The sequence below is a fragment of the Hafnia sp. genome, assembly GCF_036648275.1.
Taxonomy (GTDB): Bacteria; Pseudomonadota; Gammaproteobacteria; order Enterobacterales; family Enterobacteriaceae; genus Hafnia; species Hafnia alvei.
Map to the genome: position 1 here is coordinate 108,629 of NZ_JAVXIQ010000007.1, position 25,719 is coordinate 134,347.

General features: G+C 48.0%; 24 protein-coding genes. 10 read left to right on the plus strand and 14 right to left on the minus strand.

Going from position 1 to position 25,719, the window contains the following annotated elements; translation table 11 throughout:
• Nucleotides 1-100 precede the first annotated feature (100 nt).
• On the plus strand, nucleotides 101-997 hold the full coding sequence (locus RSC70_RS09000) for a LysR family transcriptional regulator (protein ID WP_130999085.1): 897 nt from the start codon (nucleotides 101-103) through the stop codon (nucleotides 995-997).
• Here RSC70_RS09000 and RSC70_RS09005 read toward each other — a convergent pair.
• Nucleotides 938-1,918 (minus strand): DMT family transporter, encoded by a 981-nt coding sequence (locus tag RSC70_RS09005; protein WP_040046528.1) that lies wholly within the window; start codon nucleotides 1,916-1,918, stop codon nucleotides 938-940. The genes RSC70_RS09000 and RSC70_RS09005 overlap by 60 nt on opposite strands.
• A gap of 140 nt (nucleotides 1,919-2,058) precedes the next feature.
• Here RSC70_RS09005 and RSC70_RS09010 point away from each other — a divergent pair, with 140 nt between their 5' ends.
• Together RSC70_RS09010 and trhO are read left to right on the plus strand one after the other, a co-directional pair.
• Nucleotides 2,059-2,613 (plus strand): helix-turn-helix domain-containing protein, encoded by a 555-nt coding sequence (locus tag RSC70_RS09010; RefSeq protein WP_130987656.1) that lies wholly within the window; start codon nucleotides 2,059-2,061, stop codon nucleotides 2,611-2,613.
• Between the two features lie 178 nt (nucleotides 2,614-2,791).
• Nucleotides 2,792-3,841, plus strand: a complete 1,050-nt coding sequence (gene trhO / locus RSC70_RS09015; protein WP_332542254.1) for an oxygen-dependent tRNA uridine(34) hydroxylase TrhO — start codon at nucleotides 2,792-2,794, stop codon at nucleotides 3,839-3,841.
• Nucleotides 3,842-3,860: 19 nt separating this feature from the next.
• Here trhO and pdxR read toward each other — a convergent pair whose 3' ends face one another.
• Nucleotides 3,861-5,333 (minus strand): MocR-like pyridoxine biosynthesis transcription factor PdxR, encoded by a 1,473-nt coding sequence (gene pdxR, locus RSC70_RS09020; RefSeq protein ID WP_332542255.1) that lies wholly within the window; start codon nucleotides 5,331-5,333, stop codon nucleotides 3,861-3,863.
• A gap of 321 nt (nucleotides 5,334-5,654) precedes the next feature.
• Here pdxR and RSC70_RS09025 point away from each other — a divergent pair, with 321 nt between their 5' ends.
• On the plus strand, nucleotides 5,655-6,692 hold the full coding sequence (locus RSC70_RS09025) for an AI-2E family transporter (RefSeq protein WP_332542256.1): 1,038 nt from the start codon (nucleotides 5,655-5,657) through the stop codon (nucleotides 6,690-6,692).
• A gap of 45 nt (nucleotides 6,693-6,737) precedes the next feature.
• On the opposite strand, the gene RSC70_RS09030 is transcribed toward RSC70_RS09025, so the two are convergent.
• On the minus strand, nucleotides 6,738-6,851 hold the full coding sequence (locus tag RSC70_RS09030) for a DUF2770 family protein (RefSeq protein ID WP_096387890.1): 114 nt from the start codon (nucleotides 6,849-6,851) through the stop codon (nucleotides 6,738-6,740).
• 581 nt (nucleotides 6,852-7,432) lie between these two features.
• Here RSC70_RS09030 and proP point away from each other — a divergent pair.
• Nucleotides 7,433-8,974 (plus strand): glycine betaine/L-proline transporter ProP, encoded by a 1,542-nt coding sequence (gene proP / locus RSC70_RS09035; RefSeq protein ID WP_038502296.1) that lies wholly within the window; start codon nucleotides 7,433-7,435, stop codon nucleotides 8,972-8,974.
• Nucleotides 8,975-9,096: 122 nt separating this feature from the next.
• On the opposite strand, the gene RSC70_RS09040 is transcribed toward proP, so the two are convergent.
• The 4 genes from RSC70_RS09040 to RSC70_RS09055 all read right to left on the minus strand — a co-directional run bounded on the left by RSC70_RS09040 (nucleotide 9,097) and on the right by RSC70_RS09055 (nucleotide 11,905).
• Nucleotides 9,097-9,717, minus strand: a complete 621-nt coding sequence (locus RSC70_RS09040) for a response regulator transcription factor (RefSeq protein WP_040046534.1) — start codon at nucleotides 9,715-9,717, stop codon at nucleotides 9,097-9,099.
• A 165-nt stretch (nucleotides 9,718-9,882) separates the two neighbouring features.
• Complete coding sequence (gene solA, locus RSC70_RS09045; RefSeq protein WP_332542257.1) at nucleotides 9,883-10,995, minus strand: N-methyl-L-tryptophan oxidase; 1,113 nt, start codon at nucleotides 10,993-10,995, stop codon at nucleotides 9,883-9,885.
• A 203-nt stretch (nucleotides 10,996-11,198) separates the two neighbouring features.
• Complete coding sequence (bssS, locus tag RSC70_RS09050; RefSeq protein WP_004092990.1) at nucleotides 11,199-11,453, minus strand: biofilm formation regulator BssS; 255 nt, start codon at nucleotides 11,451-11,453, stop codon at nucleotides 11,199-11,201.
• Between the two features lie 164 nt (nucleotides 11,454-11,617).
• Nucleotides 11,618-11,905 (minus strand): hypothetical protein, encoded by a 288-nt coding sequence (locus RSC70_RS09055; protein ID WP_130999089.1) that lies wholly within the window; start codon nucleotides 11,903-11,905, stop codon nucleotides 11,618-11,620.
• Between the two features lie 239 nt (nucleotides 11,906-12,144).
• Here RSC70_RS09055 and tehA point away from each other — a divergent pair, with 239 nt between their 5' ends.
• Nucleotides 12,145-13,167: a dicarboxylate transporter/tellurite-resistance protein TehA gene (tehA, locus tag RSC70_RS09060; protein WP_234618531.1), complete on the plus strand. Its 1,023-nt coding sequence runs from the start codon at nucleotides 12,145-12,147 to the stop codon at nucleotides 13,165-13,167.
• Between the two features lie 189 nt (nucleotides 13,168-13,356).
• Here tehA and dinI read toward each other — a convergent pair whose 3' ends face one another.
• Nucleotides 13,357-13,605 (minus strand): DNA damage-inducible protein I, encoded by a 249-nt coding sequence (dinI, locus tag RSC70_RS09065; protein ID WP_025797120.1) that lies wholly within the window; start codon nucleotides 13,603-13,605, stop codon nucleotides 13,357-13,359.
• 283 nt (nucleotides 13,606-13,888) lie between these two features.
• Here dinI and aphA point away from each other — a divergent pair, with 283 nt between their 5' ends.
• Nucleotides 13,889-14,602, plus strand: coding sequence for an acid phosphatase AphA (aphA, locus tag RSC70_RS09070; protein WP_332542258.1), 714 nt, complete (start codon nucleotides 13,889-13,891; stop codon nucleotides 14,600-14,602).
• 169 nt (nucleotides 14,603-14,771) lie between these two features.
• Here aphA and RSC70_RS09075 read toward each other — a convergent pair whose 3' ends face one another.
• From RSC70_RS09075 to RSC70_RS09090, 4 genes are all read right to left on the minus strand, one after another.
• Nucleotides 14,772-15,017 carry a DUF2164 domain-containing protein gene (locus RSC70_RS09075; protein WP_025797116.1) on the minus strand — a complete coding sequence of 82 codons (246 nt, stop codon included), beginning with the start codon at nucleotides 15,015-15,017 and terminating at the stop codon, nucleotides 14,772-14,774.
• Nucleotides 15,014-15,775, minus strand: a complete 762-nt coding sequence (locus tag RSC70_RS09080; RefSeq protein ID WP_279078191.1) for a DeoR family transcriptional regulator — start codon at nucleotides 15,773-15,775, stop codon at nucleotides 15,014-15,016. The genes RSC70_RS09075 and RSC70_RS09080 overlap by 4 nt, the downstream gene beginning before the upstream one ends.
• A gap of 72 nt (nucleotides 15,776-15,847) precedes the next feature.
• Nucleotides 15,848-18,280, minus strand: a complete 2,433-nt coding sequence (locus RSC70_RS09085) for a formate C-acetyltransferase/glycerol dehydratase family glycyl radical enzyme (protein WP_332542259.1) — start codon at nucleotides 18,278-18,280, stop codon at nucleotides 15,848-15,850.
• A gap of 4 nt (nucleotides 18,281-18,284) precedes the next feature.
• Nucleotides 18,285-19,184, minus strand: coding sequence for a glycyl-radical enzyme activating protein (locus RSC70_RS09090; RefSeq protein WP_332542260.1), 900 nt, complete (start codon nucleotides 19,182-19,184; stop codon nucleotides 18,285-18,287).
• A gap of 158 nt (nucleotides 19,185-19,342) precedes the next feature.
• Between RSC70_RS09090 and fsa the strand changes: the two genes are divergently transcribed.
• Complete coding sequence (fsa, locus tag RSC70_RS09095) at nucleotides 19,343-20,008, plus strand: fructose-6-phosphate aldolase (protein WP_025797109.1); 666 nt, start codon at nucleotides 19,343-19,345, stop codon at nucleotides 20,006-20,008.
• 263 nt (nucleotides 20,009-20,271) lie between these two features.
• Nucleotides 20,272-21,255, plus strand: a complete 984-nt coding sequence (kdgT, locus tag RSC70_RS09100; RefSeq protein ID WP_332542261.1) for a 2-keto-3-deoxygluconate transporter — start codon at nucleotides 20,272-20,274, stop codon at nucleotides 21,253-21,255.
• Between the two features lie 62 nt (nucleotides 21,256-21,317).
• On the opposite strand, the gene RSC70_RS09105 is transcribed toward kdgT, so the two are convergent.
• Nucleotides 21,318-21,623: a YbdD/YjiX family protein gene (locus tag RSC70_RS09105; RefSeq protein ID WP_153188520.1), complete on the minus strand. Its 306-nt coding sequence runs from the start codon at nucleotides 21,621-21,623 to the stop codon at nucleotides 21,318-21,320.
• A 25-nt stretch (nucleotides 21,624-21,648) separates the two neighbouring features.
• Entirely contained in the window at nucleotides 21,649-23,715 is a 2,067-nt protein-coding gene (locus tag RSC70_RS09110; protein WP_040046542.1) for a carbon starvation CstA family protein, read from the minus strand.
• A 385-nt stretch (nucleotides 23,716-24,100) separates the two neighbouring features.
• Between RSC70_RS09110 and RSC70_RS09115 the strand changes: the two genes are divergently transcribed.
• On the plus strand, nucleotides 24,101-25,405 hold the full coding sequence (locus RSC70_RS09115) for an NAD(P)/FAD-dependent oxidoreductase (RefSeq protein WP_025797100.1): 1,305 nt from the start codon (nucleotides 24,101-24,103) through the stop codon (nucleotides 25,403-25,405).
• Nucleotides 25,406-25,719: the final 314 nt, after the last annotated feature.

A 25,719-nucleotide genomic window follows, 5' to 3' on the forward strand; every position in this document is an offset into this window, starting at 1 on the left:
TTATTACTGTTTGGAAGTATATTCAGCAATTGTTGAAAGAAATAGGCCAGAATAGTAGACATACTGTTTACCAAATCGAGCAAATCGTAGGAGAGAACACATGGATCGACTCAGTGCGATGCGGGTTTTTGTTTGCGTCGTTGAGCAGGGGAGTTTGAGTCGCGCCGCAGAGAAGCTGAATCTTTCGCGAGCCATGGTTTCACGCTATTTGGCAGACTTAGAACAGTGGATTGGTGGCCGTCTGTTGCATCGAACTACGCGCAGCCAAAGCCTAACCAGCGCGGGCGAAGAAGTTCTTGTGCGCTGTAAAGCGTTGCTGCTGCTGAGTGAAGAGATTGAGCAGGTGGTTGATAATAGTCAGCAGCAACCGAGAGGCTTGTTACGTATCACGAGCAGTCAGTCGCTGATACAGGCCTTTCTCACCGATGCGGTGTGTGACTATCTCACCTTCAATCCTGTTGCTCAGATTGATATTTGCCGCCAAGAAAAAACGCTTAACCTAGTGGATGAACGTATCGATCTGGCAATCCGCATTACGAATCAGCTGGATCACAACCTGATTGCTCGCCGCTTGGGAACCTGTCATTCGGTATTGTGTGCGGCTCCTCGCTATTTCGAACACCATGCATTACCGCAAACAATTACGGATTTGAGTGAACATAACTGCCTGACGCATGAATACTACGCTCATCATCATTGGGGTTTTGTCTATCAAGGAGAATCCATCACGGTACCGATAAGCGGCAATTTAAGTGCTAACTGTGCAACGGTGTTAACGGCGGCAACGCTGCGTGGTTTTGGCATCAGCTTGTTGCCGCGTTATTTGGTTAATCAATTGCTTGAGGATGGGCAATTGATTGAGATCCTTGCTGAATATCAACCAGAAGATCTGGGGATTTATGGTGTTTACACGTCGCGTCAGTTTCTACCTGTATCCCTACGCGCGTTCCTCGATTTCTTGGTTGCTCGCTTTGCGTCGGACCCGCGTTTTGCCTGAGCCTCTTATTTGCTTAGAGGCCATGCTGTGCGCAATCATACCCAAAATAACTAAGGTAATACCAAGCAGAGATACGGGGGAAGGCAGCGCGGCACCGAGGAAAAACATCTCGCCTAGCAGCGTAAACAATACTTCGCCTGATTGTGTGGCCTCCACGGCGGCAAGCTGCGATGGGTCATTACGCACGCGGTTGGTTGCAGCAAAGAAAAGCAGTGTGCCAATAACGCCAGAAAACAGCGCCACTAACACGGATTGCTCGACCTGTGGTGCGGAAGGAAGACCAACACGTGACCAAGCCACTAACGAAATCACCAACCAAAATGGCAGGCTGGCGAGGGTCATGTTCAATACGCGTTGCAACGTATCCACATTATGGTGGCAAATATTCATCATCTTGCGGTTGCCAAGAGGATACAAAAATGCGGCGATGACCACGGGGATAAGCCCCGCCAGCGCCTGAAATAGGCTGATATGTTCAGCCTGTTGCCACAGCATCAGCGCGATACCAAGTAAGATCAGCAGTGACCAACGTAGTCCAAACCACGGAATTTTATGCTTAGGCTCACCGCTTGCGCCCAGCCAAGGCACCAGCAACGATCCTGCAATAATGGTAATTTGCCACGTCCCTGCCACTAACCAGCCGGGACCATAGGCGCTCGCCAGTGTGACAAGCGCATAAAACAGTCCAAAGCCCAGCGTGCTCCACAGCAAATATGGGCGGATATTCTGTCGCAGATGAGCAAGGCTTTGGCGTAATTGGCCGCGCAGGGCGACCAGTACCAATAGCATCGGTGCCATAAACCAAAATCGTAAACTGGCACTCCACATCCAGTCGCCGCCGCCGATTTCCATAGAACGATTGAAAATAAAAGTGAAGGCGAAGAAAAGGGATGAGATCACGCCGTAGACAATAGCCTGCATGGGTAAGTCCGAGTTTTTTATGTATCAGGATTGGTGAATGGCTTGTATTAGGATAAACTTTTCACCGCCTTGTGCGTTATAGCGCACGAAACAAGATTAGCACTGTGCGTTATAACGCACAACTCAAATGAGAATGAATCATGACCGATCTTGCTCTTCATATTGGGAAAACGTTGCGTGAACTGCGTCAACGGCGCGGATGGAGTCTAGATAAAACGGCGCAGGCTACGGGGGTGAGCAAGGCCATGCTTGGGCAAATAGAGCGTGGTGAATCGAGTCCGACCGTCGTCACCCTGTGGCGGATCTCCAGCGGGCTACAGGCTTCCTTCAGTGAATTTTTACCCCCGCAGCTGGTGGATGAAGAGCCTACGCTAAGTTTGCATCATGAAGATGAGGCGATTACCGCTCAAACCCAGCTTAGTTTTGATGCCCAGTTGGGCTATGAAGTGCTTCTGATCACCTTGCATGCGGGGTGTATTCACAACTCCTACGCGCACGAGCAAGGGGTTGTTGAAGACATTCTCATGATCGATGGCGAAATAGAAGTGCAGGTGAAAGGCGTATGGCAGGCGGTGACCACCAGCAAGCCGCTGCGCTTTGTGGCTGACCAAATACACAGTTATCGCAATACGAGCAATCAAGCCGCTAAATTCTACAATATCGTTCATTATCCCCAAACGCGTGAGGATGAATAAGTAACCAGCAACATTTATTTATCTTTTTGTTAGCTATTTTTTAAATAACCACACGGTCTGTCGGTGGATTATTCATCAATGAATATCCATAATCGCCGCCCTATGCGGTGCTGACTCGGGTGATATGCTCGATGTGCCTGTGAGAATCTGAATAACTAACATTGAGGAAATGAACACCATGCCAGTGTTGCATAACCAAATATCCAACCAAGAATTAAAAGCCAAGATGCTGGCCGAAACTGAGCCGCGCACTACGGTTTCATTCTACAAATACTGCCGAATCGAAGAACCGCAGCTCTTTCGTGACGCTCTCTACATTGCGTTCCGTGAGCTAGGCGTGTTTGGCCGTATTTACATCGCGCATGAAGGCATTAACGCACAGATTTCCGTTCCTGCAAGCCGCTACGATGCGATGCAAAGCGCGTTGTATCAGGCGCACCCTGATTTCGACGGGCTAAGAATGAACGTGGCGCTCGACGATGATGGAAAATCGTTCTGGGTGTTACGCATGAAAGTGCGCGAGCGAATTGTGGCCGATGGTATTGATGATCCCAGCTTTAATCCTGCCAACGTGGGTCAATATCTAAAAGCGGCTGAAGTGAACGCCATGTTAGATGACCCTGATGCGGTGTTTGTGGATATGCGCAATCACTATGAGTACGAAGTCGGGCACTTCACTGATGCGTTAGAAGTGCCTTCGGATACTTTCCGCGATCAGCTGCCGATGGCTGTGGATATGTTACAGCAGGATAAAGATAAGAAAATCGTGATGTATTGCACCGGTGGGATACGCTGTGAAAAAGCCAGCGCCTATATGCTGCATAACGGGTTTAACAACGTTTATCACGTTGAAGGTGGCATCATCGAATACACTCGCCGTGCGCGTGAGCAGGGATTACCGCTGAAGTTTATAGGTAAAAACTTTGTTTTTGACGAGCGCATGGGCGAACGTATCACCGACGATGTTATCTCCCAATGTCACCAGTGTGGGACACCATGCGATACGCACACCAACTGTTTGAACGACGGTTGTCATCTGCTATTTATTCAATGTCCGTCCTGCGCAGAGAAATACAGCGGTTGCTGTAGTTCTGAATGCCAGGAGGAGCGGGCATTGCCGGTTGATGAGCAGCGGGCTCGCCGTGCCGGACGTGAAAATGGCAATATGATTTTCAACAAGTCACGCAGCAAGCCGCTCCGCTTACGCCTTCCCGGCCGCGACGAATAATCCACATAAATGATCTATCCTAAGCTTTGCCGGCGGACGAAATACCCAGTTCCCGGCAGGCTTTGCCAATAATCTCTAATGCTAGCCGAATATGTCCCTGCGACAGCGCGCTAAAGCCAAACAGCATCAGCGTATCCTGATTTTCTGCGAGATAGGCATTCTCGGAACCATTACACATGCTACCCAAGGTATCGAAACGTACGCCTTCGCGCAGACAGCGTTCACGCAGTTGACTAACTGTGTGGGCCGATAGTGACGTTTTTAATGTGATGTGCAGGCCCGACGAGATGCCTAGCAGCGTGGCACTGGGGAATAGCGCCATTAATCCTTCACGTAGCAGTTTTTGGCGTGAGCCATATTCGATTTCCAGCTTGCGCAAATGGCGGTGATAACCCTGATCGTGCATAAAATCGGCGAGAAATTGCTGATACAGCCAACTAGCACCGTGATTCCACAGCGCTTTCAGATTAAGAATTGGCGCAACTAACCGCTCTGGACATACCATAAAGCCAATGCGCATGCCGGGCCCCAGCGTTTTCGAAAAACTGCTGAGATAAATAACGTTGTTCGCATTTTCCAATGATTTCAACGCCGGAAGCGGCTGTGTGCCGTAGAGAAACGTAGTGTCGTAATCATCTTCAATCACGTAGGCGTTTGAGCGCCGCGACCAGTCCAACAGCATTTTACGTCGTTCTAGCGGTAATGTTCCGCCCACAGGATACTGATGTGACGGTGTCACGTAGGCTAGCGCGCACTGCTGGTCTGGCAGACGTTGGGTTTGCAGCCCAAAATCATCAACCGGAATAGCGTGAATATGCGGGGTACAACTGCTGAACAAATTCCACGCGCCGGAATAGCAGGGTGACTCCACGGCAATATGCTCTTGCGGCGTTAGTAGCGTGCGCGCAATCAGGGCTAGACCTTCTTGGACGCCGTTGGTGATGATGATGTGCTCTGCATCGGTATGAATGCCGCGTGCATTAGCCAAATATTTGACCAACTCTTGTCGCAGCGACATCAGACCTGCCGGTGGGTGATAACGCGTCATCAACAGATGTTTACTGCGCGAGGCTTTGTTATTCCAACTGCGCCAGCGCTGCCAAGGAAATGAAGACTCATCCGGATTACCCAGACTGAAAAACATAGGGCTATCTACGTCAACGTAGGTGTCTGGAGCCTGAGTCTGCAAAACGCTGGGCGGGTGGTCTAAATCACTTTGCGGCGTTTTAGACTCGGGGAGCTCTACGCGTGATGAGAGGATGACATTGTATCCCACGCCTGGACGGCTGGCGATAAAGCCTTCCAGAACCAGTTTTTCATAAACGGCGGTAATCGTATTGCGGGAAACCTGTAGCTTTTCTCCGAGCTCACGAATGGAAGGCAGGCGTTCGCCGTTCGTTAACACTCCGTTGTGCAGCGCCGTATGGATTTGCTGATAAATCTGTTTTTGCAGCGACAGAGAGTCGTGGCGATCGAGGTTAAACGACAGCATTCGGGATCCGGATCAAAGAGAATAAAACGCCAGTATACGTGATTCTAGCCAGTGGGATGGAGTATCCATCAATATGTTGACGTAAAATATATTACAATCAATTATTTAATTACCACTACCAATGACCTTATTCATATTGATATTCTGAATTTAGTGGGTGGGTGGTTATCAAAAAAATCCTGCGATAATCTATAGAGAGTTACCGTATCTGGCTAGAGACAGCATCTGAACAATGATGGGTGAGCAAGGGCTTGGATAGGCAACATGCGAACAGCTGGATCGGAACGTACCGATCAGGATATATGACAACAAGGAATCACCATGTCTCGAACCGTATTGAGCGCGCAGGGTATTCGAATTGCAATTATGGCTGCGGCTCTGGTTATTGTCTTGGCCGGTGTAAGAGCCGCGTCCGATATCATTGTGCCGTTTTTGCTGGCCCTGTTTCTGGCCATTATCCTAAATCCTCTGGTGACGGGGCTTATGCGGCTGCGTCTGCCGCGCGCTGCTGCGGTTGGGCTGGTACTGGTTATCATTATTCTGCTGCTGACCCTGATGATTGGCATGTTGGGCTCGTCGCTCAATGATTTCAGCCGAACGCTGCCGCAATATCGCGGCATGTTAGCCAACAAACTTGCGGTGGTACAGCATATTGCCGAGCGATTAAATCTGAATTTTTCACCTATCGAGTTGGCTAATCATTTTGATCCCGGAGTGGTGATGAATATGGCTACGCGGATCGTCACCCAATTATCAGGGGCAATGTCGAGTTTATTCCTGCTGCTGATGACGGTCGTTTTTATGTTGATGGAAGTTCCGCATCTTCCTTACAAGCTACGAAAATCACTCTCCAATGCTGATGCGGGCATGGGAAGCATCCAGCGAGCGCTGGATGGTGTAACCCAATATTTGGCGTTGAAAACCGGCATCAGCGTTATTACTGGTGTCGTGGTTTGGCTGATGTTGCATCTGATGGGGATCCGCTTTGCCATGATGTGGGGCGTATTGGCTTTTGTTCTGAACTATATCCCGAATATTGGTTCAGTGATTGCCGCCGTTCCGCCGGTGATTCAGGCGCTGCTGTTCAATAGTTTTGGCGATGCCGTGATGGTGGCGTCGGGCTATATCATCATTAATATGGTGTTTGGCAATATTCTCGAACCCCGCGTGATGGGGCGTGGTTTAGGGCTTTCAACGCTGGTGGTGTTCTTGTCTCTGATATTCTGGGGATGGTTACTTGGCCCTATCGGTATGCTGTTGTCTGTTCCATTAACTATCGTAGTGAAAATTTTGCTAGAGCTGACCCCTGTGGGATCGCGTTTTGCGGTTCTTTTAGGTGAGGGCGTTGAAGATAAGTAGCCTGTCACACAGCCCTCTCTTCGTAAGAAGAGGGGCAAGGCGATTTCAGAAGTAGAGAAGATAAATATCTAACAGAAGGAGTAATAACGAAATAGCCAGATAAAAGATCAGATGATTTCGAACGTTGTTAATAATCATCTGAATTATTTTGTCAAACATGCGTGCAACTCAAAAGTGCAGATTGAAAAAAGTATAATTTTTTATATCTCAAACTACAATCAGCAGATGATATTTCTGTTGGTTTTAGCACATATATTTTCTATGAAAATCCGGCCTAATTACCTGTCTTTTTTTGTCAATTTCTTAGCTAAAAACGGTGTCTGATAAAGCCATATTCAGCATAAGTTTTGGCGTCGGTTTTACACGGTTTACAGCGAACATAAGTAAAATCAAATTTAATATAATTGTATGAATAATAAGTTATTTTTTAATAATTTCGCCATATGGTAACGACGGTAAATTACCGCACTGACATGTTAGACAAAAAGTCAAAAACTTGACCAAAGTCACTAAAATGTGTAAATTAAAGATATGTAAAGGCGTCATGAAAAATAAAAAACCTGCTAAGGGAGCAGAAATTAATACGACAAAAAATAGGTAACTTTTAACGATTTCTCGTTAATGCTGCTGCATAGATCTCGCCTCACGCTGCGATCCGGAAATGGGATTAAGCCGTAATTACGGGGACGCGAAATCTATGGTGCTGCTGAGAATTAATTCAATGCACATCAAGGGTAACTATGACCGATCCTAAAGAGACTCTCGCGTCAGAAACGCGCGTGGCTAATGCACAGCCACACTCATCCCATCTTGCGTTTTGGCGCAAGAGTCAAAAGAAAAATCAAAAACCAGAAATGACCGTTGACGATATTACTATTGTCGACCGCAGTATGCTCAAACGCGCAGTCGGTGCTGCGGCGTTGGGGAACGCCATGGAGTGGTTTGACTTTGGTGTTTACAGCTTTTTAGCCGTGACCATTGGTAAAGTCTTCTTCCCCAGCGGCAGCCCCGCAGCCCAGTTGATTGCGACCTTCGCCGCCTTTGCGGCAGCATTTTTGGTACGCCCATTAGGCGGCATGGTGTTCGGCCCGCTCGGCGATCGCATTGGTCGCCAAAAGGTCTTGGCGTTTACCATGATCATGATGGCGGTAGGCACATTCTGTATTGGTCTGATCCCAAGCTATGAAAGTATTGGTATTGCGGCTCCCATTTTGCTTCTGGTCGCTCGTTTGGTTCAGGGCTTCTCCACCGGCGGTGAGTACGGTGGCGCTGCTACCTTTATCGCTGAGTATTCAACGGATAAGCGCCGTGGTTTCATGGGGAGCTGGTTAGAGTTCGGTACATTCGGCGGCTATTTGCTAGGCGCGATGCTGGTGACGGGGCTGACGGCGATAATGCCTGAAGAAACATTGCTGGCATGGGGTTGGCGTATTCCGTTCTTTATCGCCGCGCCGTTAGGATTATTTGGTCTCTACATCCGCTTGAAACTTGAAGAAACACCTGCGTTCCAAAAGCATATGGAAAAACAGGAAGCCATTGAAGAAAGTAAGCCGAAGATGGGCTTGTTCGAAATGATGGGCACCTATTGGCAGCAGATGTTGAAGTGTATTGGCCTCGTCCTGCTGTTCAACGTATCTAATTATATGCTGACCTCATACATGCCGAGCTATTTGACCGGTGTGCTGGGGCTGAGTGAGCTCAGTGGCTTAATGCTGATCATGGTCGTCATGTTTATCATGATGCCAATGACGCTGCTGTGGGGCCATTGGAATGACCGTTTAGGTCGTAAGCCCGTTATCATGTTTGGTGCGCTGGGTTTAATCGTCTTGGCGATCCCATCCCTGATGCTGATAGGTACAGGGAATATGTGGGCAGTATTTGCAGGTTTGATGATTTTGGGTGTGTTGCATACCTGCTTTAGCGGCACCATGCCATCAGCGTTGCCTGCGTTATTTACCACACAAACCCGTTACAGTGCTTTGGCGGTAGGCTTTAATATTTCGGTTTCATTATTTGGCGGAACGACTCCGTTGATGACCTCATGGTTGGTTTCGTCAACGGGCAACCAAATGGTTCCGGCTTATTATTTGATGGGCGCAGGAGTGATTGGCGTTGTCACTGTGCTGTTTATGCGAGAAACAGCGAGGAAGCCACTGCGTGGTTCGGCACCTGCGGTAGCGACCAAAGCTGAAGCTAAAGCCTTGATAAACAAATTACGTTTACGCCGCCAGAAAAAAGAACAAGAGCTGGTCTTACAAAATAACCAGAGTACTGTAAATTAAAGATGCTTATTAATTAATTATGATGTAAATATAAAACTATTGTTTTGTGAATTATATTATGAAAAGTATTTTCTTTTAAAAAAGCCCGCGATGCATTCGCGGGCTTTTTCATACCGCAGTATTTATTTTATAAAGCAAGGGGTAGGGCAGACGACATACTTAATGACATTATAGAGATAGCAGAATTCGAGCCGATTCCTTACATGCATTTTCTCGGTAATGTGTTGTTTATGTACATATACGGTTCGCCCACAGATATTTAACTTACGTGCAATTTTGTGGTTCGGCATTTCTTCCATCCAATATTGGGTTATGGAAGCTTCGCGGTCAGTCAATGCGGGGTAGTTGCCAAAGTATTGCTGTATGCTTTTATGTAAGTCTGGTTTTTGATGTAAATCAGTAAAAACAGCAAGAAGCGACGTAAGCTTTTGTTTATTAATAATATATACGTGGCTGTTTAATATGATAGGTCTAGTGCCATTCGGATAGTCTGCATCGAGGTAAACGAATATTTTAACGTGTGAATATTGAGAGAAAAATCTTATCAGAGAGGTGTCTTGCTCATTGATACGGCAATAATCAGTTAGATTGACTAAAATAATATCAGGATTAGGTATATCTTTTTTCTCTAAAGCTTGAATCACAGAATTCACATGGTGAATATTTATACCTGTTTCTTCGGAAAAATAACAGGATATACCCAGTCGTGTATAGAGACACTTGTCTACAACTAATACGTTCATTCATCATCCTTGAAAATAACGTCTTATGTTTTGTGATATGGTTTATATAAATTTAACCTCTATAAGTTAGTGTTTTTAATATGTAGTTGTCAATTCTAAAATAACTATCACAGGTGATGGTTTGTGCTATTAAATTATTGGCCCGCATTTTTCGCGGGCAAGCAATTAAAATCGACTTATTTTGAAAGGAGACAAATCGAATGGAACAGGTTGGCCTGCCGCCTGAAGCGCAATAATCTCACCTAATACGGTAGCAAATTTGAAGCCATGCCCGCTTAAGCCAGTCACGACGCTGATCTGTGGCGAATCTGGAAGTGAGTCTAGAATGAAATCTTCATCTGGAGAGACATCATAGGTGCAAACCTCACCATGCAGACAGACGCCGACGCCAGGAAGAAATTGACGTAAAAAGCCAAATACTTCACTGCCATCTTGTGGATTAGTGCCAAACGGGCGGCGCTGTTCGGGCACGGTAATGGGTTGTCCACCATTATGTTTACCCAATTTTAGACCATCATTGTTATAGGGAAAGCCATAAAACTGATCGCCTTCAGGCGTTTCAACCGTAAAAGCAGGGAAATTATTGTTTTCGCTATAGCGGCCATCGGCTTGATACCAAGAGAAAACTTTACGTACTGGGGTTATTGGCAATTCCGGCAGCAACGCTTTTGCCCATGTTCCGGCAGTAACGGCAACTCGATGTGCATTAAACTCGCCCTCAGCAGTGGTGATTTTTACCCCATTATCCTCGGGCGTAATGGCATTCACCTGACAGTTAAAGTGTAGATCAGCACCGGCCTCTGCGGCTTTCTCATTGAGAATACCCACCGCGAGCTCAGCTTTTAAATAACCCGCGTTGGGTTCTAGAAGGCCGATATAGCCATCAGGCACAGACCACTCAGGCCAGCGTTTTTGCAGTTGTTCGACATCCATTTTCTCTACGGTCAGCCCAAACTGAGTCGCGCTGTTTTCGGCATTACGCATGAATTCAGAACTGGATGGCCCAATGTTGAGCACGCCGCTGCGATGAAAAAGCTGTACGGCTGAAACCTCTTCTAACTTGGTCCACAGTTCCTGTGCGCGTAGCACTAAGGGAACATATTTCTCACCTTCGCCATAGGCATGGCGAATAATTCTGGTGTCACCATGATGACTACCGTGCCGATGGGGCGGTGTATGGCTATCTAGCATCAGAACCTTCAAGCCGGAAAGTGCAGCATAATAGCCCGCGGCTGCACCCACAGAGCCGCAACCGACAATTGCTAAATCGTATTTCATAAGGGGATCCTCCGTGTCATGGTTTTTCCATGAGTACACCAGATTTATTGCGATAAACGAATTCAGCACAATCAGTCTGGTTAAACAACATTTACGGTCTATTTTACAACCTGATGATAACCTTTGCAGGGTTGCAGAGGAAAATCGATACATAAAAAAACACCGCCTTGTGAGGGGCGGTGCTTTAGCGGTGCGTTAATGTACTAATGTTTAAGATAATCAATGTCTTGGTATTCCGAGGATTCTATCTTTTCAATTCCGGCTTCGAGGATGTCAATGAGCTGCCGTGCAACATCGGTGGTTAACCACAGAGTGCGATCGACTTCCGCTTTCTCAGGATCTTGATCGCGTGAAGAAAGATAATGCAGGCGGATCATAAGAGCATCATAGCTATCAACAGTACTGATATCCCAACCAACCACTGGGTGTGTCTGAATTACTTCATCTTTTCCGTTCATAAAGACCCCCTAAAACGTAGTGACTGTCGTGAGCTACTAACCAGGATCAATGTGTCTCATTAGATGAGCATTTTCAGTATACGCATCTAACTGTTTAAATGACGCATTTTTTGTGTTTTTTGTTAAAAAAATGTTTTCTAGTGATTTGTTAAACGTAGAGCTGACTAGATATTGTGATTGTTTGGGGTTGCTGCTGTCTCGCTGACGCCGGAATTACGTACCTCAAACTGCTCTGCAAGCTTGGCGAAGTATTCTTGGGTCTTAGTATCATATGTTTGGTTGTTGGCCTCCAATTTCAAGCTGTGGATCAATAATTGACAGCTTTTTCCCTCGAGTCCAAATGCTAAATAGGAAAATGCGGTTTCCAGCACATTAATTCTACGTTGCTGATCGTGGATCAGTTCCAGCAGCTCGCCAAACGTCATCGCATGTTCTGGGTTGTCATTGTTCATTTACTGTTCTCCTACGGCATGTGTCCTAGAGTATTTAGACGAGTTAAACCACGGGTTTAAGTTAAAACTAGTCCATCCTTTTATGCGAATACAATCAGATAAATAACCTAAATCCAGTACGGGGTGATGATAAAGCGTATTAAAAATGACACTTTGTCAGTTTTGTAGGATGAAAGTGAAAACACCGAGAGGATCATCCGTTATAATCTGCCTCTTGTTTTAGTTGTGTAAAAGTTCTCATGAATAGTTCTATAGAAAGCGCTGCTGAGCGCACTGAGCCTCAGGTGGTCAATATCCCTGCAGGATATTTTGGAATGGTGCTGGGCATCATTGGGATGGGTTTTGCTTGGCGCTATGCAGCAACCATTTGGCCTGTTTCGCCTTTGATTGGCGAAGGATTAGTTGGGCTTGCAACGTTGATTTGGCTCAGTTTAGCCTTGGCCTTTATATATCGTCTTGTGCGTTATCCCCAGTTAGTGATAGCCGAAATGCGTCATCCGCTGACCGGAAGTTTCGTTAGCTTATTTCCTGCCACCACAATGTTGGTTTCCATTGGTTTTGCACATTATTCGCCAACGCATCTTCTGGCTGAAATCATGTTTGGTGCCGGTGCCTGCGTCCAACTGTGTTATGCCGCATGGCAAAGCGCGGGACTGTGGAAAGGGGAGCATCCGGCGGAGGCCACGACACCTGGTTTATATTTACCCACGGTAGCCAATAACTTTATCAGCGCAATGGCGTGTGGCGCATTAGGCTTTCACGATCTGGGCATTATGTTCTTAGGTGCAGGGGTATTTTCATGGCTGAGTTTGGAGCCTGCGATCCTACATCGTATGCGCAGCCATGGCGAAATGGCTAAGCCGGTACGAACTTCGCTGGGTATTCAACTTGCTCCGGCGTTGGTGGCATGCAGTGCTTATCTCAGCGTTAATGGTGGACATACGGACTTTGTTGCCAAGATGCTGTTTGGTTATGGATTGTTGCAGCTTATCTTTATGCTGAGGTTGATGCCGTGGTATATGAGACAGCCATTCAATGCTTCTTTTTGGAGCTTTTCATTCGGAATTTCAGCACTCGCAACCACGGCTCTGCATTTAAGCGTGGGTGAGCAAGATGGATTGTTTGCGGCGTTAGCGGTTCCCATGTTCGTTTTCACTAACGTTGTGATTGCATTGCTGATGATTAAAACGGTGATTCTACTGATGCAAAAAAGGCTGATCCCTACGGTGGAAAGACCTTGCTGCAAATCGCGAATGAAATAATGGGTGAAGGAAAACGTTATGTGGATTGATAGGTAAAAAAAAACCGGGAAGCGACTCCCGGCCTACGTATTTTACTATCCGTAGGAATTGCCGATGGCTAACGGAGATGGAACTCATCGCCTATTATCATTCAATGAATTAGGCTTATTATTGCGGCGTAAAAATGTGTGTTTACACCGCGAAATAGTGTTATTCGCTAAATCCGTTATCAAACCAGTCATCGGCACTTTCCCACGTTTCTTGCAGGACTTCCTCGATGCGCTCTTTGTCGGATTTCAGTCCGCCCATAACGGTTAGCGTATTTGAGTTAGTCATTCGAACCTGCACCGCAGTATCAGGGTAGATATGATTTACTCGTTTTGAAAATTCGTGGTTTAATGCTTCCAGAGCACCGTCTGGCAGCTTGTTACGTTTATCCAATGTCAATTCAATGCGCATGGTCGCCTCCGCATTCACAATATACTGTATATTTATACAGTTGAGATTCTGTTAACGCAATACTGTACAAGCACTATTTTTATTTTCTTTGTGCTTCAGCCAGTCACTTTTCTATCAATATGCGATGTTCTTCCCGTTTGCTGGCTTATTACGCCCATCAATTTTGAACCAGAGCACGTTTTCTGATGTATTTGCTGCATACTATGAAGCGCAAATGTGACAAAACCCTAATCCGATATCCCACAGATGTGAATGTGAGAAATAACAAATAAAAGGAATATCCATGCGAAAGATTGCGGTTGCACTCAGTGCCTTAGCTCTTGTTATCAGTTTAAGCCCATCGGCGCAGGCAAAAGTCTCTACAGATACGCCTCTTAATGCCGGTGTTACCGTGGCACAGTTGGCACACCAAGCGCCAATTCACTGGGTTTCAGTAACACAGATTGAGAATAGCCTGCAGGGCATTCCTCCTATAGCAGTCGGTTTTGATATTGATGATACGGTGCTGTTTTCGAGCCCTGGATTTTATCGTGGGCAGAAAGAGTTCTCTCCGCAAGATCAAAGCTATCTGAAAGATCCGGCATTTTGGGAGAAAATGAATAACGGCTGGGATAGCTTCAGTATGCCCAAGCAGGTGGGTAAAGATCTGATTGCCATGCACCTTAAACGCGGCGACAGCATCTATTTCATTACCGGCCGCAGCCCGACTACAACAGAGACCGTTACCAATACCTTGCAAGAAGATTTCTCAATACCGGCAGCAAGCATGAATAGCGTGATCTTTGCCGGCGATCAACCGGGGCAAAATACCAAGATAAACTGGATCAAGGAAAAGCAGATTAAGGTTTATTACGGTGATTCCGATGGCGATATTACCGCGGCTCATGATGTAGGGATTCGAGGTATTCGGGTATTACGAGCATCCAACTCAAGCTATCAGCCGTTGCCAAAAGCCGGTGCGCTGGGTGAAGAGGTTATTGTTAACTCTGAATATTAATACGTAAGAGAACAGCAAAATAGATACGGGGTATAAAGAAATCGAGATACACGGGTCTAGCACACCGCGGGGCGCTCCGGCGGCTTACGCCGCTACGACCCCATCGGTGTGCTCCCCCTAAAATCGAGCATTAGTAATACCCCGTATCTGTTGCCCTTCGCCGAGCTGTTTAATCGACTGGTTTTTGCAGCCAAGTCAGCGTATCGACAAGATCTTCCGTTTTTTCTTCTACGACGCGGAGGGCGTCAGCCATCCCTTGATTATAGAAATGCGCGCCAAGCTCTTTGGCAAAGAAATCCAGCAAGAACTCTGCATCAAAATCACCAATCTCAACGTCTAATTCAGCCTGTAGATATTTTTGTAATTTGTGGACCATCTGCGAGGTCTGCTCGCGGCTGAAGGTGATGTCACTCATAGCGTACCTTGCTCTTCATACACGATATCAACTTGAATATTCATCATTTTTAGATGGTTTCTGTATTCGTCGCTTAAACGATAGTCGGTGATCACTCGATTAATCGCGTGAGTGGGCTGCAATGGGTTAGGATTAATTTGGCCGAACTTTGATGAATCTGTCAGCACAATGTTTTCCACGCCTTTGGCTAATACTGTGTTAGCAATATCGGCGCGCATCATATCGCGGCCAGTAAAGCCTGTTTCTGGATGAAAACCATCAATGCCGAGGAAGGCTTTGTTGAAATAAACCTGCTGGATGCACTGGCGGGTTAACGGGCCAACCATCGTTTCACTGCGTTTTTGGTACAGTCCCCCCATTAAAATGACGTCACAATCTGTCTCTTTCAGCAGGTGCGCAATGTAGGTGCTAACGGTCACCAGCGTAACGCGCTTACGTTCAGCCAGATATCGGGCGAGAAGGGCATTAGTACTGCCGTTTTCGATAAAAATCGTTTCGCCATCGTTAACCAAAGACGCGGCATAGGCCGCCAATTTTTGTTTTAACGTGAAATTAATCATCATTCGAGCATCTACATCGTCGCTTTCTAGCGCCACGGCGTATCCGTGGATGCGCTTTAGGTAGTTACGCTTTTCCAATAGATTCAGATCCTGACGGATCGTCACCTCTGAAACACCGGTATTACGCGCTAGATCGGCCACGCTAACGCGGCGTATATCATTGACATATTGGAGAATAGCTTGCTGTCTTGAATTCATGAGTTCCTTGGCTTAACGACCTAATATATCGGTGGCCGAAACCACCGATAGCTTTGTGCTTAATCGCCTACATCAAAGCGTATGTTCGGTACGCGCGATGATATCATCCTGAGCGTCAGGAGATAAGGCTGTAAAGAACGCTGAGTAGCCCGCCACGCGCACCACAAGATCGCGATATCGCTCTGGATGGGCTTTTGCTTCCAGCAGTGTTTCGCGTGAAACGATGTTGTACTGAACGTGCCAGCCTTTATGCACTTCAAAGAAGGTGCGTAGCATTAGCATCAGTTTTTCTCGATCGCGCGTATTTTCTAGCGTAGCCGGATTGAGTTTCTGATTCAGCAATACGCCCCCTAAAATTGCTGCGGTGGGGAGTTTGCCTAAAGAGTTAAATACCGCCGTGGGCCCAAGATGATCGGTTCCCGACGCTGGGCTTGCGCCTTCCGCCAGCGGCGTTTTGGCTTTACGTCCATCCGGTGTGGCCTGCGTAGCCGCACCAAACGGCACGTTGGCCGAAATGGATGAGGTTCCCGCATAATAGGTGCCGCCAATCGGACCACGACCAAAACGCGTATTATGGTACTGTTTCAGTTCATCAATATAGGTCTGATAGGCACGAACCAGCAAGTTATCTACGTCATCTTCGTCGTTGCCATATTTCGGCGCATTGTTCATCAGCCGCTGGCGTAACAGTTCGCCGTCTAAGCCATCAAAATCATTTTCCAGCGCTGCGGCAAGCTGTTGCTGGCCAATAACGCCTTGTTCGAAGACTAATTTACGTACTGCGGCTAAGCTGTTACCGAGATTGGCGATACCGACCTGTAGGCCAGAAACCCAGTCATATTTAGCACCGCCTTGCTTCACGCTTTTGCCTCTTTCGATGCAATCATCAACCAGCGCAGAGCAGATAATGTCATGGGCGTTTTCTTCAAGCACGGTATCTACAACGCATTCAATTTCAATTGATTTGCGGGTGTAGTAACGGATCTGCTCATCCCACGCGTTCATAACCTGATCGAACGTTTTAAAGTTACCTTTAGACAGCGCTAACTCTTGCGGTAGAAAAATCTTTTGGCTGGTGGCATCGCGGCCTTGTTCTAATGCCGCGAGCATCACTCGGGCAAAGTTGATGAAACTCATGCCGGTGCATCGATATCCCCATTTTCCGCCGACGGCGGTTTCGATACAGCCAATAGCGGCATAATCATAGGCATCCTGTGGTTCAACGCCCAGTTTGATAAATTCCGGGATCACAATTTCATCGTTATTAAACGCTGGCATGCCAAAGCCACAACGAATGACCTGTACGCAGGCGTCGAGGAAGTCATTGCTTATTCCCGCATGGTATCGAACGCTGAGGTTCGGCTGCGTAGAGCGTAAACGTCCGCAGGATTCTAAAACGGTGTAGGACAAGGGATTGACGGCATCCTGTGGCTGACCGTTTACCAGCGTTTGGCCGCCGATGGTGACGTTTTGGTAGAGTGGACTACCGGCAGAGGCTTTGGAGTGTGAACCTGAGCGAATTTTATTCACTTCCAACAATTTCAGCCAGCAACCGTGCAATAACTCAATGGCAAATTCACGGCTGATGCTTTGTTGCAGCTCCACATCGCGGCGATACCATGGATAAAGATATTGATCGAGACGACCAAATGAAACCGAATGCCCGTTGGATTCGATCTGTAACACCAGTTGCATGAAATAGCAGAGCTGTAGCGCTTGCCAGAACGTTTGCGGTGGCCGATGTGCAATTAGCTCGCAGTTTTCAGCAATATGGCGCAGTTCAGCCTGACGTTCAGGTCGATTCTCTTGCTCTGCCATACTTTTGGCCAGCTCCGCGTAACGTAAAATATGATCGCTAAGGGCGCTTAGGGCGATATCAATCGACTTTAGGAATTGCTCCTTGTGTAAATCTTCCCAGTCGGTGAGCTGTAAACGGCTGCGGCGCTCATCGACTTTATCACGCAGCCCGTCCAATCCTTTTTCCAGCAGCAGGGGGAAATTGACCGCCAGATGGGCATCACCGGAGGTCATATTGCCTTCTGCTTTAATGATACCGGTTGAGAGCAGGGCTTTTTGTTCGTCGGTAAACATGCCGTAGCAGCGATCTTGAACGGTTTGACCTCGCCACCACGGGCAGATTTTATGTAATACCGCCTTATTCTCTTCTGAGACGGAGAATCCAGCGCCGGGGCGATCTGCCAGCTCGTCAATTTCCTGCTCAATCCAACTGACCGTATATTCAGGAAATATCGGCGCGGCGCGTACTTCACTGGCCTGATTGCCGATGATCAGCTCATCATGTTTAATCCAGATGGTACGTTTCTGGAGATGATGGGCTAACGCCAGCGCCCTGCGTACGGGTAGGGGCTTATCCTGATGCTGTTGGTACATCTCGGTATAGTGCTGTGCGCGTTCAGTACATACCGGAGGCTTAACGATGTGGATCAGCGCCTCTTTATGCGCGCGAATACGTGGCGACAGCGAAGTCAGATCGAGTTGAGTCATGGCATTATCCTCGTAGCAGAGCGGTAAGGCCTTTGCCGCGGGCATATTGCTGCGCAAAGTCCAGTAACTCTGGGTTGTCCAATGGTTTATCCGCCGCTAAATAAGGCATATCCAGCAGGCGGTATTTATTGATGCCGAGCGTGTGGTAGGGCAGAAAATGGATTTCTTTGGCACCGAGATCGTCGGCAGCAAAATCGGTGATTGCGCGAATGGACATTTCATCGGCGTTAAAATCGGGAATGAGTGGAACACGAATCGTCATATTCACGCCGTGCGCGGCGAGGCGACAGAAATTGTCCATCACGCGTTTGGCAGAACCGTCAGTCCACTGTTTAAAGGTATTGGCGTTAACGTGCTTTAAATCGGCTAGCAAAAGATCCAAAAACTCAAGGCTAGGCTCGATGTTATGCCAAGGTACATGCAGGCAGGATTCAACAGCGGTATGAATTTGGTGGTGATGGCTACGCTTCAACAATTCTGCACAGGCTTCGGGCTGCATGAAAGGCTCGCCGCCTGAAAGGGTTATTCCGCCGCCAGTGCGCTGATAAAAAGGAAAATCTCGCAACACTGTGCCCATCACCTCATCCAGATCAAGCGCTGAACCGCACACGGACAAAGCCCCCGTTGGGCAACATGTTTCCAGACGATCTAAATCGTAATCAGAGATCGTATGACGATCGATCGTTATGCCGCTATTCACTCGCTGAATGGCGTGCGGAGCGCACTGTTCGCAGAGTTGACACCCATCCAAGCATAATCGTGCGTCATACAGCACTTCACGGGTACGCGAGCGACTCTCTGGGTTTTGACACCAACGACACCCTAAGGAACATCCCTTCAGAAACACCACGGTGCGGATTCCAGGACCATCATGGGTCGAATAGCGCTGCAGGTTAAATAGCATACGGACTCCGAAGGTATAATTTGTGTTCATTTTCTTCTAATGAAGATTAATGCACTTTCGAATGAAAGTTGGATTGATATTGATCAACTGCAAACAGGTTTAATGCTTTATAGTGAGGACAATCAGACGTTGAGCACATTTTCGATAGGGGGAAGTGAATGGAACTGTATCTGGATACGGCCGATGTCATTGCGGTGAAAAGATTGGCGCGTGTTTTACCCTTGCAAGGGGTGACAACCAACCCGAGTATTATTGCCAAAGAGGGCAAATCTGTCTGGGAAGTGTTACCAGCCTTGCGGGATGCGCTAGGCGGTTCGGGTAAACTCTTTGCGCAGGTGATGGCTAACGATTCGGAACGCATGGTGACGGAAGCCGTTATGCTGACCGAGCGTATTTCTGGCGTGATCGTGAAAATCCCGACCACGGCAGAGGGGCTCGCAGCCATCAAACAGCTGAATACAATGAATATCGCCACGCTTGGCACCGCGGTATATGGTGCAGGCCAAGGTTTGCTGGCGGCCATGGCCGGCGCGGCCTACGTTGCTCCTTATGTTAATCGGGTTGATGCGCAGGGCGGTGATGGTATTGGCATGGTGCGTGAATTACACCAATTGCTGAAGATGCATGCGCCAAACTCTCGCGTGCTAGCAGCCAGCTTTAAAACGCCGCGTCAGGCATTGGACTGCATGTTAGCAGGGTGTGAAGCGATCACGCTGCCGGTGGATATTGCAGAACAAATGCTGCTAAGCCCCGCGGTGCAATCTGCGGTTGAGAAATTTGAACAAGATTGGCAGGGTGCGTTTGGTACTAATCTGTTGGGATAATGTGTGTTGTCCGCAAAGAACGGCGTCTTCGGGTGCCGTTTTTTTATGCCTAAAATTTGGCTCTGCGAGAATAATGTGATTCTGATCTTAATTTAAAACTAAAGACCCCTAAAAATAAAACAGTGTTTTATTTGTAGGTTTTCGATCACATTTATCATTCTCATAAATGCGTATTGTCCTGCCCACGACGTTATTGGCTGATGCCATCCATTGCTACTGCTTGGGTGCCAGTCTTTCTTATTTAATGACAGGGTGGGGTTCACATGCATATCAAACGCGCAATAGAAAAAGTACCTGGCGGTATGATGCTGGTTCCGTTATTTATTGGGGCGATTTGCCATACTTTTGCGCCCGATGCGGGCAAATATTTTGGTTCGTTCACCAATGGTCTGATAACCGGAACCGTGCCTATTATGGCCGTGTGGTTTTTCTGCATGGGAGCCTCTATCAAGCTCAGCGCAACGGGTACCGTTCTGCGTAAGTCTGGCACGCTGGTGGTGACTAAGATTGCGGTTGCATGGGTGGTTGCTGCCATTGCTTCACGCGTTCTACCGGAAAACGGCGTTGAAATTGGTTTCTTTGCTGGTTTATCCACACTGGCGCTGGTTGCCGCCATGGATATGACGAACGGCGGGTTATACGCATCGATCATGCAGCAATACGGAACCAAAGAAGAATCAGGGGCGTTTGTCTTAATGTCTCTGGAGTCTGGGCCGTTGATGACGATGGTGATTTTAGGTACCGCAGGGATCGCGTCGTTTGAGCCTCACGTTTTTGTGGGTGCGGTCTTGCCTTTCTTGATCGGTTTTGGTCTGGGTAATATAGATCCTGAACTGCGTGATTTCTTCAGTAAAGCGGTTCAAACGCTGATCCCGTTCTTTGCTTTTGCATTGGGCAACACCATTGATTTAGGCGTGATCGCGCAAACGGGATTACTGGGCATTCTGCTCGGCGTGGCCGTTATTATCATCACCGGTATACCGCTTATCTTTGCCGATAAATTAATCGGAGGCGGTGATGGTACGGCCGGTGTTGCTGCATCCAGTTCGGCAGGTGCGGCGGTAGCAACCCCGGTGCTTATTGCTGAGATGGTGCCAGCGTTCAAACCTATTGCCCCAGCGGCAACGGCGCTGGTGGCAACCTCGGTTATCGTCACCTCAATATTGGTGCCGATCCTGACGGCAATGTGGTCAAAACGAGCAAAAAGTTTGTTGGCAATGAAGAGCATACCTCAAGCGATAAAATAGAATAAACCGCCATAAAAAAACCGGCCTACTGGCCGGTTTTGACGTTTATAAGCGAGTGATCCTCAGCATGGGCATTTGCCCAATTTCCCGCCCTTGCTTGGGAAACGAGCCTCTAAGCAATAGCGATGGAATTCACGCTCGGTCATGGGCGTATTTTCGGGATGATGCAGTCGCTGGTGGCGTACATAGTTCTGGTAATCCTGCACGCCAACCATCAAACGAAAGCTTTGCGCGGCTCGCCGATACATCAGTTTTATCCACTGCCATGCCGACGTTGGGTGTGACTCACCCAGCGACAACGGCAAGCAGCGCAGGATAACCATGTTTGGCTGCGCCTGCCTTTTCCACGGCAAACCGCTTTTGATCATCATGTTCGCTTTGATATCAAGTTCATCAGCCATGTGATTTTTCCTCACGCAGTGCCGGCGTGGTCTCATGCACCGTCGGCAGGTTGGCATTGAGCGCCCGGCGAATAACAAAGAAAGCAGAGATGAGCATGGTGACGGCAACCAACATAAAGAAGCCACACAGTGCGGCGTTAATGTAGTTATTCATCACAATGGTTTCCATATCTTTGATAGTTTTGGCTGGCGCAATCAGGGTGCCTGAATCGATGCCCGCAGAAAAGCGTTTAGCCTGTGCTAAGAAACCAATGCTTGGTTTTTCATGGAAAATCTTCTGCCAGCCCGCGGTCATTGAAGTCACAAATAACCATACAGTCGGCAGAATAGTCACCCATGCGTAGCGCTGTTTTTTCATCTTGAACAGCACGACCGTGCCGAGAATTAACGCCATTGAGGCCAGCATCTGGTTACCGATACCAAACAGCGGCCAGAGCGTGTTAATTCCCCCGAGCGGATCAACCACGCCTTGATAAACGAAGAAGCCCCAGCCCGCAACGGCCACCGTGGTGCCTGCTAAATTACCAAACCAAGAACGGTTATTGGCTAAGCTTGGAATAGCGACACCCACCAGATCTTGCACCATAAAACGACAGGCGCGTGTACCGGCATCCACGGCGGTCAGAATGAACAGTGCTTCAAACAGAATGGCAAAGTGATACCAGAACGCCATCATGGCGCGGCTGTTGAAGACTTCGGTGATGATATGCGCCATGCCAACGGCAAAGGTCGGTGCGCCACCGGCGCGTGACAGAATAGAATTCTCACCCACGTCTTTGGCTATCATGGCAAGCGTTTCAGGGGTAACGACAAAGCCCCAGCTATTAATCACCTGTGAGGCGTTTTCAACCGTAGTGCCAATCAGCGCCGCAGGGGAGTTCATGGCAAAATAGACGCCAGGGTCGATGACCGACGCACAGATCAATGCCATGATGGCCACGAATGATTCCATCAACATGGCTCCATAGCCAATAAAGCGAATATGGCTTTCACGCTCGATAAGCTTAGGTGTTGTGCCGCTGGAAACCAGCGCATGGAAACCAGAAATGGCACCGCAGGCAATGGTAATAAATAAGAATGGGAATAAGCTACCGGAGAATACTGGGCCAGTGCCGTCAATAAAGCGGGTTACCGCTGGCATTTTCATTTCAGGTGCGGCAAAGACAATTCCCACGGCTAAACCGGCAATTACCCCAATTTTCAGGAAGGTCGATAAATAATCGCGCGGCGCCAGCAGTAACCAAACCGGCAGCACAGAGGCAATGAAACCGTAAATAACCAACACCCACGTCAGTGTGGTGCCGTGCAGGGTGAAGAAAGGCCCCCAGTACGGATGCATAGCGATATCGCCGCCGTAGATAATCGCCGCCATCATCAGAACAAAGCCAATGATCGAAACTTCCGCAATTTTCCCCGGACGCAGATAACGCATATACACGCCCATAAACAGAGCGATAGGGATTGTGGCGGCAATGGTAAACAGCCCCCACGGACTGTCTGCTAAGGCCTTAACCACCACCAGAGCCAGAGCGGACAGGATAATAATCATCACGCCTAATGCGCCGAGCATGGTAATAACGCCCGCAAAAGAGCCCAACTCTTGTTTAGCCATTTCGCCCAGCGAACGGCCATCACGGCGAGTTGAAATAAAGAGGACTAAAAAGTCCTGTACCGCACCGGCCAGCATAACGCCAACCAAAATCCAAATCGTGCCGGGTAAAAAGCCCATTTGTGCAGCCAAAATGGGGCCGACTAATGGACCGGCTCCGGCTATCGCCGCAAAGTGATGCCCAAACAGCACCCACTTGTTGGTTGGCACGTAGTCCAAACCATCGTTGTGGCGCTCGGCGGGCGTTAAGCGACGGTCATCGAGCTCAAACACTTTTTCAGCAATGAAAAGGCTGTAAAAACGGTAAGCGATGCTGTAACAGGCAATAGCGGCTATCACCAGCCACACCGCATTAATATGTTCACCACGGCTCAGCGCTAGCATGCCAAAAGCATAAGCGCCGATTAACGCCACCAATAGCCAAATCAGGCCGGATCGGACGTTCTTCATTGTACGGCTCCTTCGTATAGGGGGAGAGGTATCGATTTCTTGTTGTAAGAGAGGTTTGGAGACTAGGCTCGCATGGTTAAATAAAGGTTAAAAACTGGGCTTTGTCATGTTGATGACTGGAGTAGGCGATAGAAGTGTGAAGAGCGTCTGATTTGTAATGATTACGTTGAAAAACAACTCAAATTTGTGAGGGAGTGATACATATCGCCCAAGGAATAAACATAAAAATTGATGTGCATCAATTTTGGTATGACCAAATGACCTGTCGTGTTATTCTTTCCTTAGAAAATTGAATTAACCTGAGTGAACCATACGTAAAATAAGGGTATTGAATATTTACCGTTAATTAACTATTGGTTTACATTTTTTACCAAGGGAGAAAGCTTTGAGCGCATCTAAGAAAAAAATCGTGATTGTCGGCGGTGGTGCGGGCGGTCTCGAGCTGGCAACCAGTCTGGGCCATAAACTCGGTCGCAAAGACAAAGCGGAAATCATTCTGATTGACCGCAACCATAGCCACTTGTGGAAACCATTACTGCATGAAGTTGCTACCGGATCGTTGGATGACGGTGTGGATGCGCTGAGCTATTTGGCTCATGCGCGTAATCACCACTTCACCTTCCAACTGGGGTCGCTGACCAACATCGATCGTGCTGCGCAGCAGCTGACGCTGGCAGACATTCGCGACGAGCAGGGCGAAATCCTTGTACCACAGCGTGAGCTGTCGTACGACATTCTGGTGATGGCGCTGGGCAGTACCTCGAATGATTTCGGTACGCCGGGCGTGAAAGATAATTGCATTTTCTTAGATAACCCGCATCAGGCGCGCCGTTTCCACAACGAAATGCTGAATCTGTTCCTGAAGTTCTCGGCGCAAAAAGATAAAGCGGCGAAGGTGAATATCGCGATTGTGGGTGGCGGAGCGACCGGCGTTGAGCTGTCTGCGGAGCTACACAATGCGGTTAAACAACTGCACAGCTATGGTTTTGAAGGCCTAAGCAGCGAAGCGTTAAACGTAACGTTGGTTGAAGCAGGCGAACGAATTCTGCCTGCGTTGCCGCCACGAATCTCTGGTGCGGCACACAGCGAACTGACCAAATTAGGCGTGCGCGTTCTGACCAAAACCATGGTTACTAGCGCAGATAAAAATGGCCTCAACACCAAAGATGGCGAATTTATTCCTGCCGATCTGATGGTTTGGGCGGCGGGCATCAAAGCACCTGATTTCATGAAAGACATCGGTGGCTTAGAAACGAACCGCATCAACCAATTAGTGGTTGAACCAACGCTGCAAACCACGCGCGATCCAAATATCTTTGCGATTGGCGACTGTGCGTCATGCCCGCAGCCATCCGGTGGATTTGTTCCTCCGCGCGCTCAGGCGGCGCATCAGATGGCTTCCCGCTGCTACGCCAACATTTTGGCGCAGCTCAAGGGCGGCAACATGAAGCCTTATGTGTATAAAGACCACGGCTCACTGGTTTCTCTATCTAAATTCAGCACCGTTGGTAGCCTGATGGGTAACCTGATGCGCGGTTCAATGATGGTGGAAGGGCGCATTGCGCGTATGGTTTATATCTCGCTGTACCGCATGCACCAAATCGCGCTGCATGGCTATATCAAGACCGGACTAATGATGCTGGTAGGTGGTATCAACCGCGTGATCCGTCCGCGTTTGAAACTGCATTAATGCACTGATGAACATATCGTTGAAAATGAAACGGCTCTGATTAGAGCCGTTTTTTTTAGGCTGAAATCTAAGCCGTTTTTTACTTAGGGACAACTCTGCCGCGATAGGAACTTTCCCAAACAAGGGCTCTAAACGTATTTGGTTATGTTGTCTGATTGTTGCAGTGAATATTCCTATGCAAACTGTCTCCTATAAGTTAGGTGAAGCACGCACACCGAGCGAAAGAGTACGAAATTTTCGCATCGTTATGAGCGCGTTATGTTCATAAACATCGTGTTCATCACTATTGCGTGAGTCTATTCAGGAGGAGTGCC

What these genes read in the sequence shown, in the direction of transcription:
- RSC70_RS09110 (WP_040046542.1), bottom strand. Translation starts at nt 23,715, where the DNA reads ATGAAGAACGTCCGATCCGGCCTGATTTGGCTATTGGTGGCGTTAATC.
- solA (WP_332542257.1), bottom strand. Translation starts at nt 10,995, where the DNA reads ATGAAATACGATTTAGCAATTGTCGGTTGCGGCTCTGTGGGTGCAGCC.
- RSC70_RS09080 (WP_279078191.1), bottom strand. Translation starts at nt 15,775, where the DNA reads ATGAATTCAAGACAGCAAGCTATTCTCCAATATGTCAATGATATACGC.
- RSC70_RS09030 (WP_096387890.1), bottom strand. Translation starts at nt 6,851, where the DNA reads ATGTTTGACAAAATAATTCAGATGATTATTAACAACGTTCGAAATCAT.
- RSC70_RS09090 (WP_332542260.1), bottom strand. Translation starts at nt 19,184, where the DNA reads ATGCTATTTAACCTGCAGCGCTATTCGACCCATGATGGTCCTGGAATC.
- RSC70_RS09000 (WP_130999085.1), top strand. Translation starts at nt 101, where the DNA reads ATGGATCGACTCAGTGCGATGCGGGTTTTTGTTTGCGTCGTTGAGCAG.
- aphA (WP_332542258.1), top strand. Translation starts at nt 13,889, where the DNA reads ATGCGAAAGATTGCGGTTGCACTCAGTGCCTTAGCTCTTGTTATCAGT.
- RSC70_RS09055 (WP_130999089.1), bottom strand. Translation starts at nt 11,905, where the DNA reads ATGAACAATGACAACCCAGAACATGCGATGACGTTTGGCGAGCTGCTG.
- RSC70_RS09105 (WP_153188520.1), bottom strand. Translation starts at nt 21,623, where the DNA reads ATGATCAAAAGCGGTTTGCCGTGGAAAAGGCAGGCGCAGCCAAACATG.
- RSC70_RS09075 (WP_025797116.1), bottom strand. Translation starts at nt 15,017, where the DNA reads ATGAGTGACATCACCTTCAGCCGCGAGCAGACCTCGCAGATGGTCCAC.
- bssS (WP_004092990.1), bottom strand. Translation starts at nt 11,453, where the DNA reads ATGAACGGAAAAGATGAAGTAATTCAGACACACCCAGTGGTTGGTTGG.
- trhO (WP_332542254.1), top strand. Translation starts at nt 2,792, where the DNA reads ATGCCAGTGTTGCATAACCAAATATCCAACCAAGAATTAAAAGCCAAG.
- RSC70_RS09010 (WP_130987656.1), top strand. Translation starts at nt 2,059, where the DNA reads ATGACCGATCTTGCTCTTCATATTGGGAAAACGTTGCGTGAACTGCGT.
- dinI (WP_025797120.1), bottom strand. Translation starts at nt 13,605, where the DNA reads ATGCGCATTGAATTGACATTGGATAAACGTAACAAGCTGCCAGACGGT.
- pdxR (WP_332542255.1), bottom strand. Translation starts at nt 5,333, where the DNA reads ATGCTGTCGTTTAACCTCGATCGCCACGACTCTCTGTCGCTGCAAAAA.
- RSC70_RS09025 (WP_332542256.1), top strand. Translation starts at nt 5,655, where the DNA reads ATGTCTCGAACCGTATTGAGCGCGCAGGGTATTCGAATTGCAATTATG.
- RSC70_RS09085 (WP_332542259.1), bottom strand. Translation starts at nt 18,280, where the DNA reads ATGACTCAACTCGATCTGACTTCGCTGTCGCCACGTATTCGCGCGCAT.
- RSC70_RS09040 (WP_040046534.1), bottom strand. Translation starts at nt 9,717, where the DNA reads ATGAACGTATTAGTTGTAGACAAGTGTCTCTATACACGACTGGGTATA.
- RSC70_RS09005 (WP_040046528.1), bottom strand. Translation starts at nt 1,918, where the DNA reads ATGCAGGCTATTGTCTACGGCGTGATCTCATCCCTTTTCTTCGCCTTC.
- kdgT (WP_332542261.1), top strand. Translation starts at nt 20,272, where the DNA reads ATGCATATCAAACGCGCAATAGAAAAAGTACCTGGCGGTATGATGCTG.
- tehA (WP_234618531.1), top strand. Translation starts at nt 12,145, where the DNA reads ATGAATAGTTCTATAGAAAGCGCTGCTGAGCGCACTGAGCCTCAGGTG.
- proP (WP_038502296.1), top strand. Translation starts at nt 7,433, where the DNA reads ATGACCGATCCTAAAGAGACTCTCGCGTCAGAAACGCGCGTGGCTAAT.
- fsa (WP_025797109.1), top strand. Translation starts at nt 19,343, where the DNA reads ATGGAACTGTATCTGGATACGGCCGATGTCATTGCGGTGAAAAGATTG.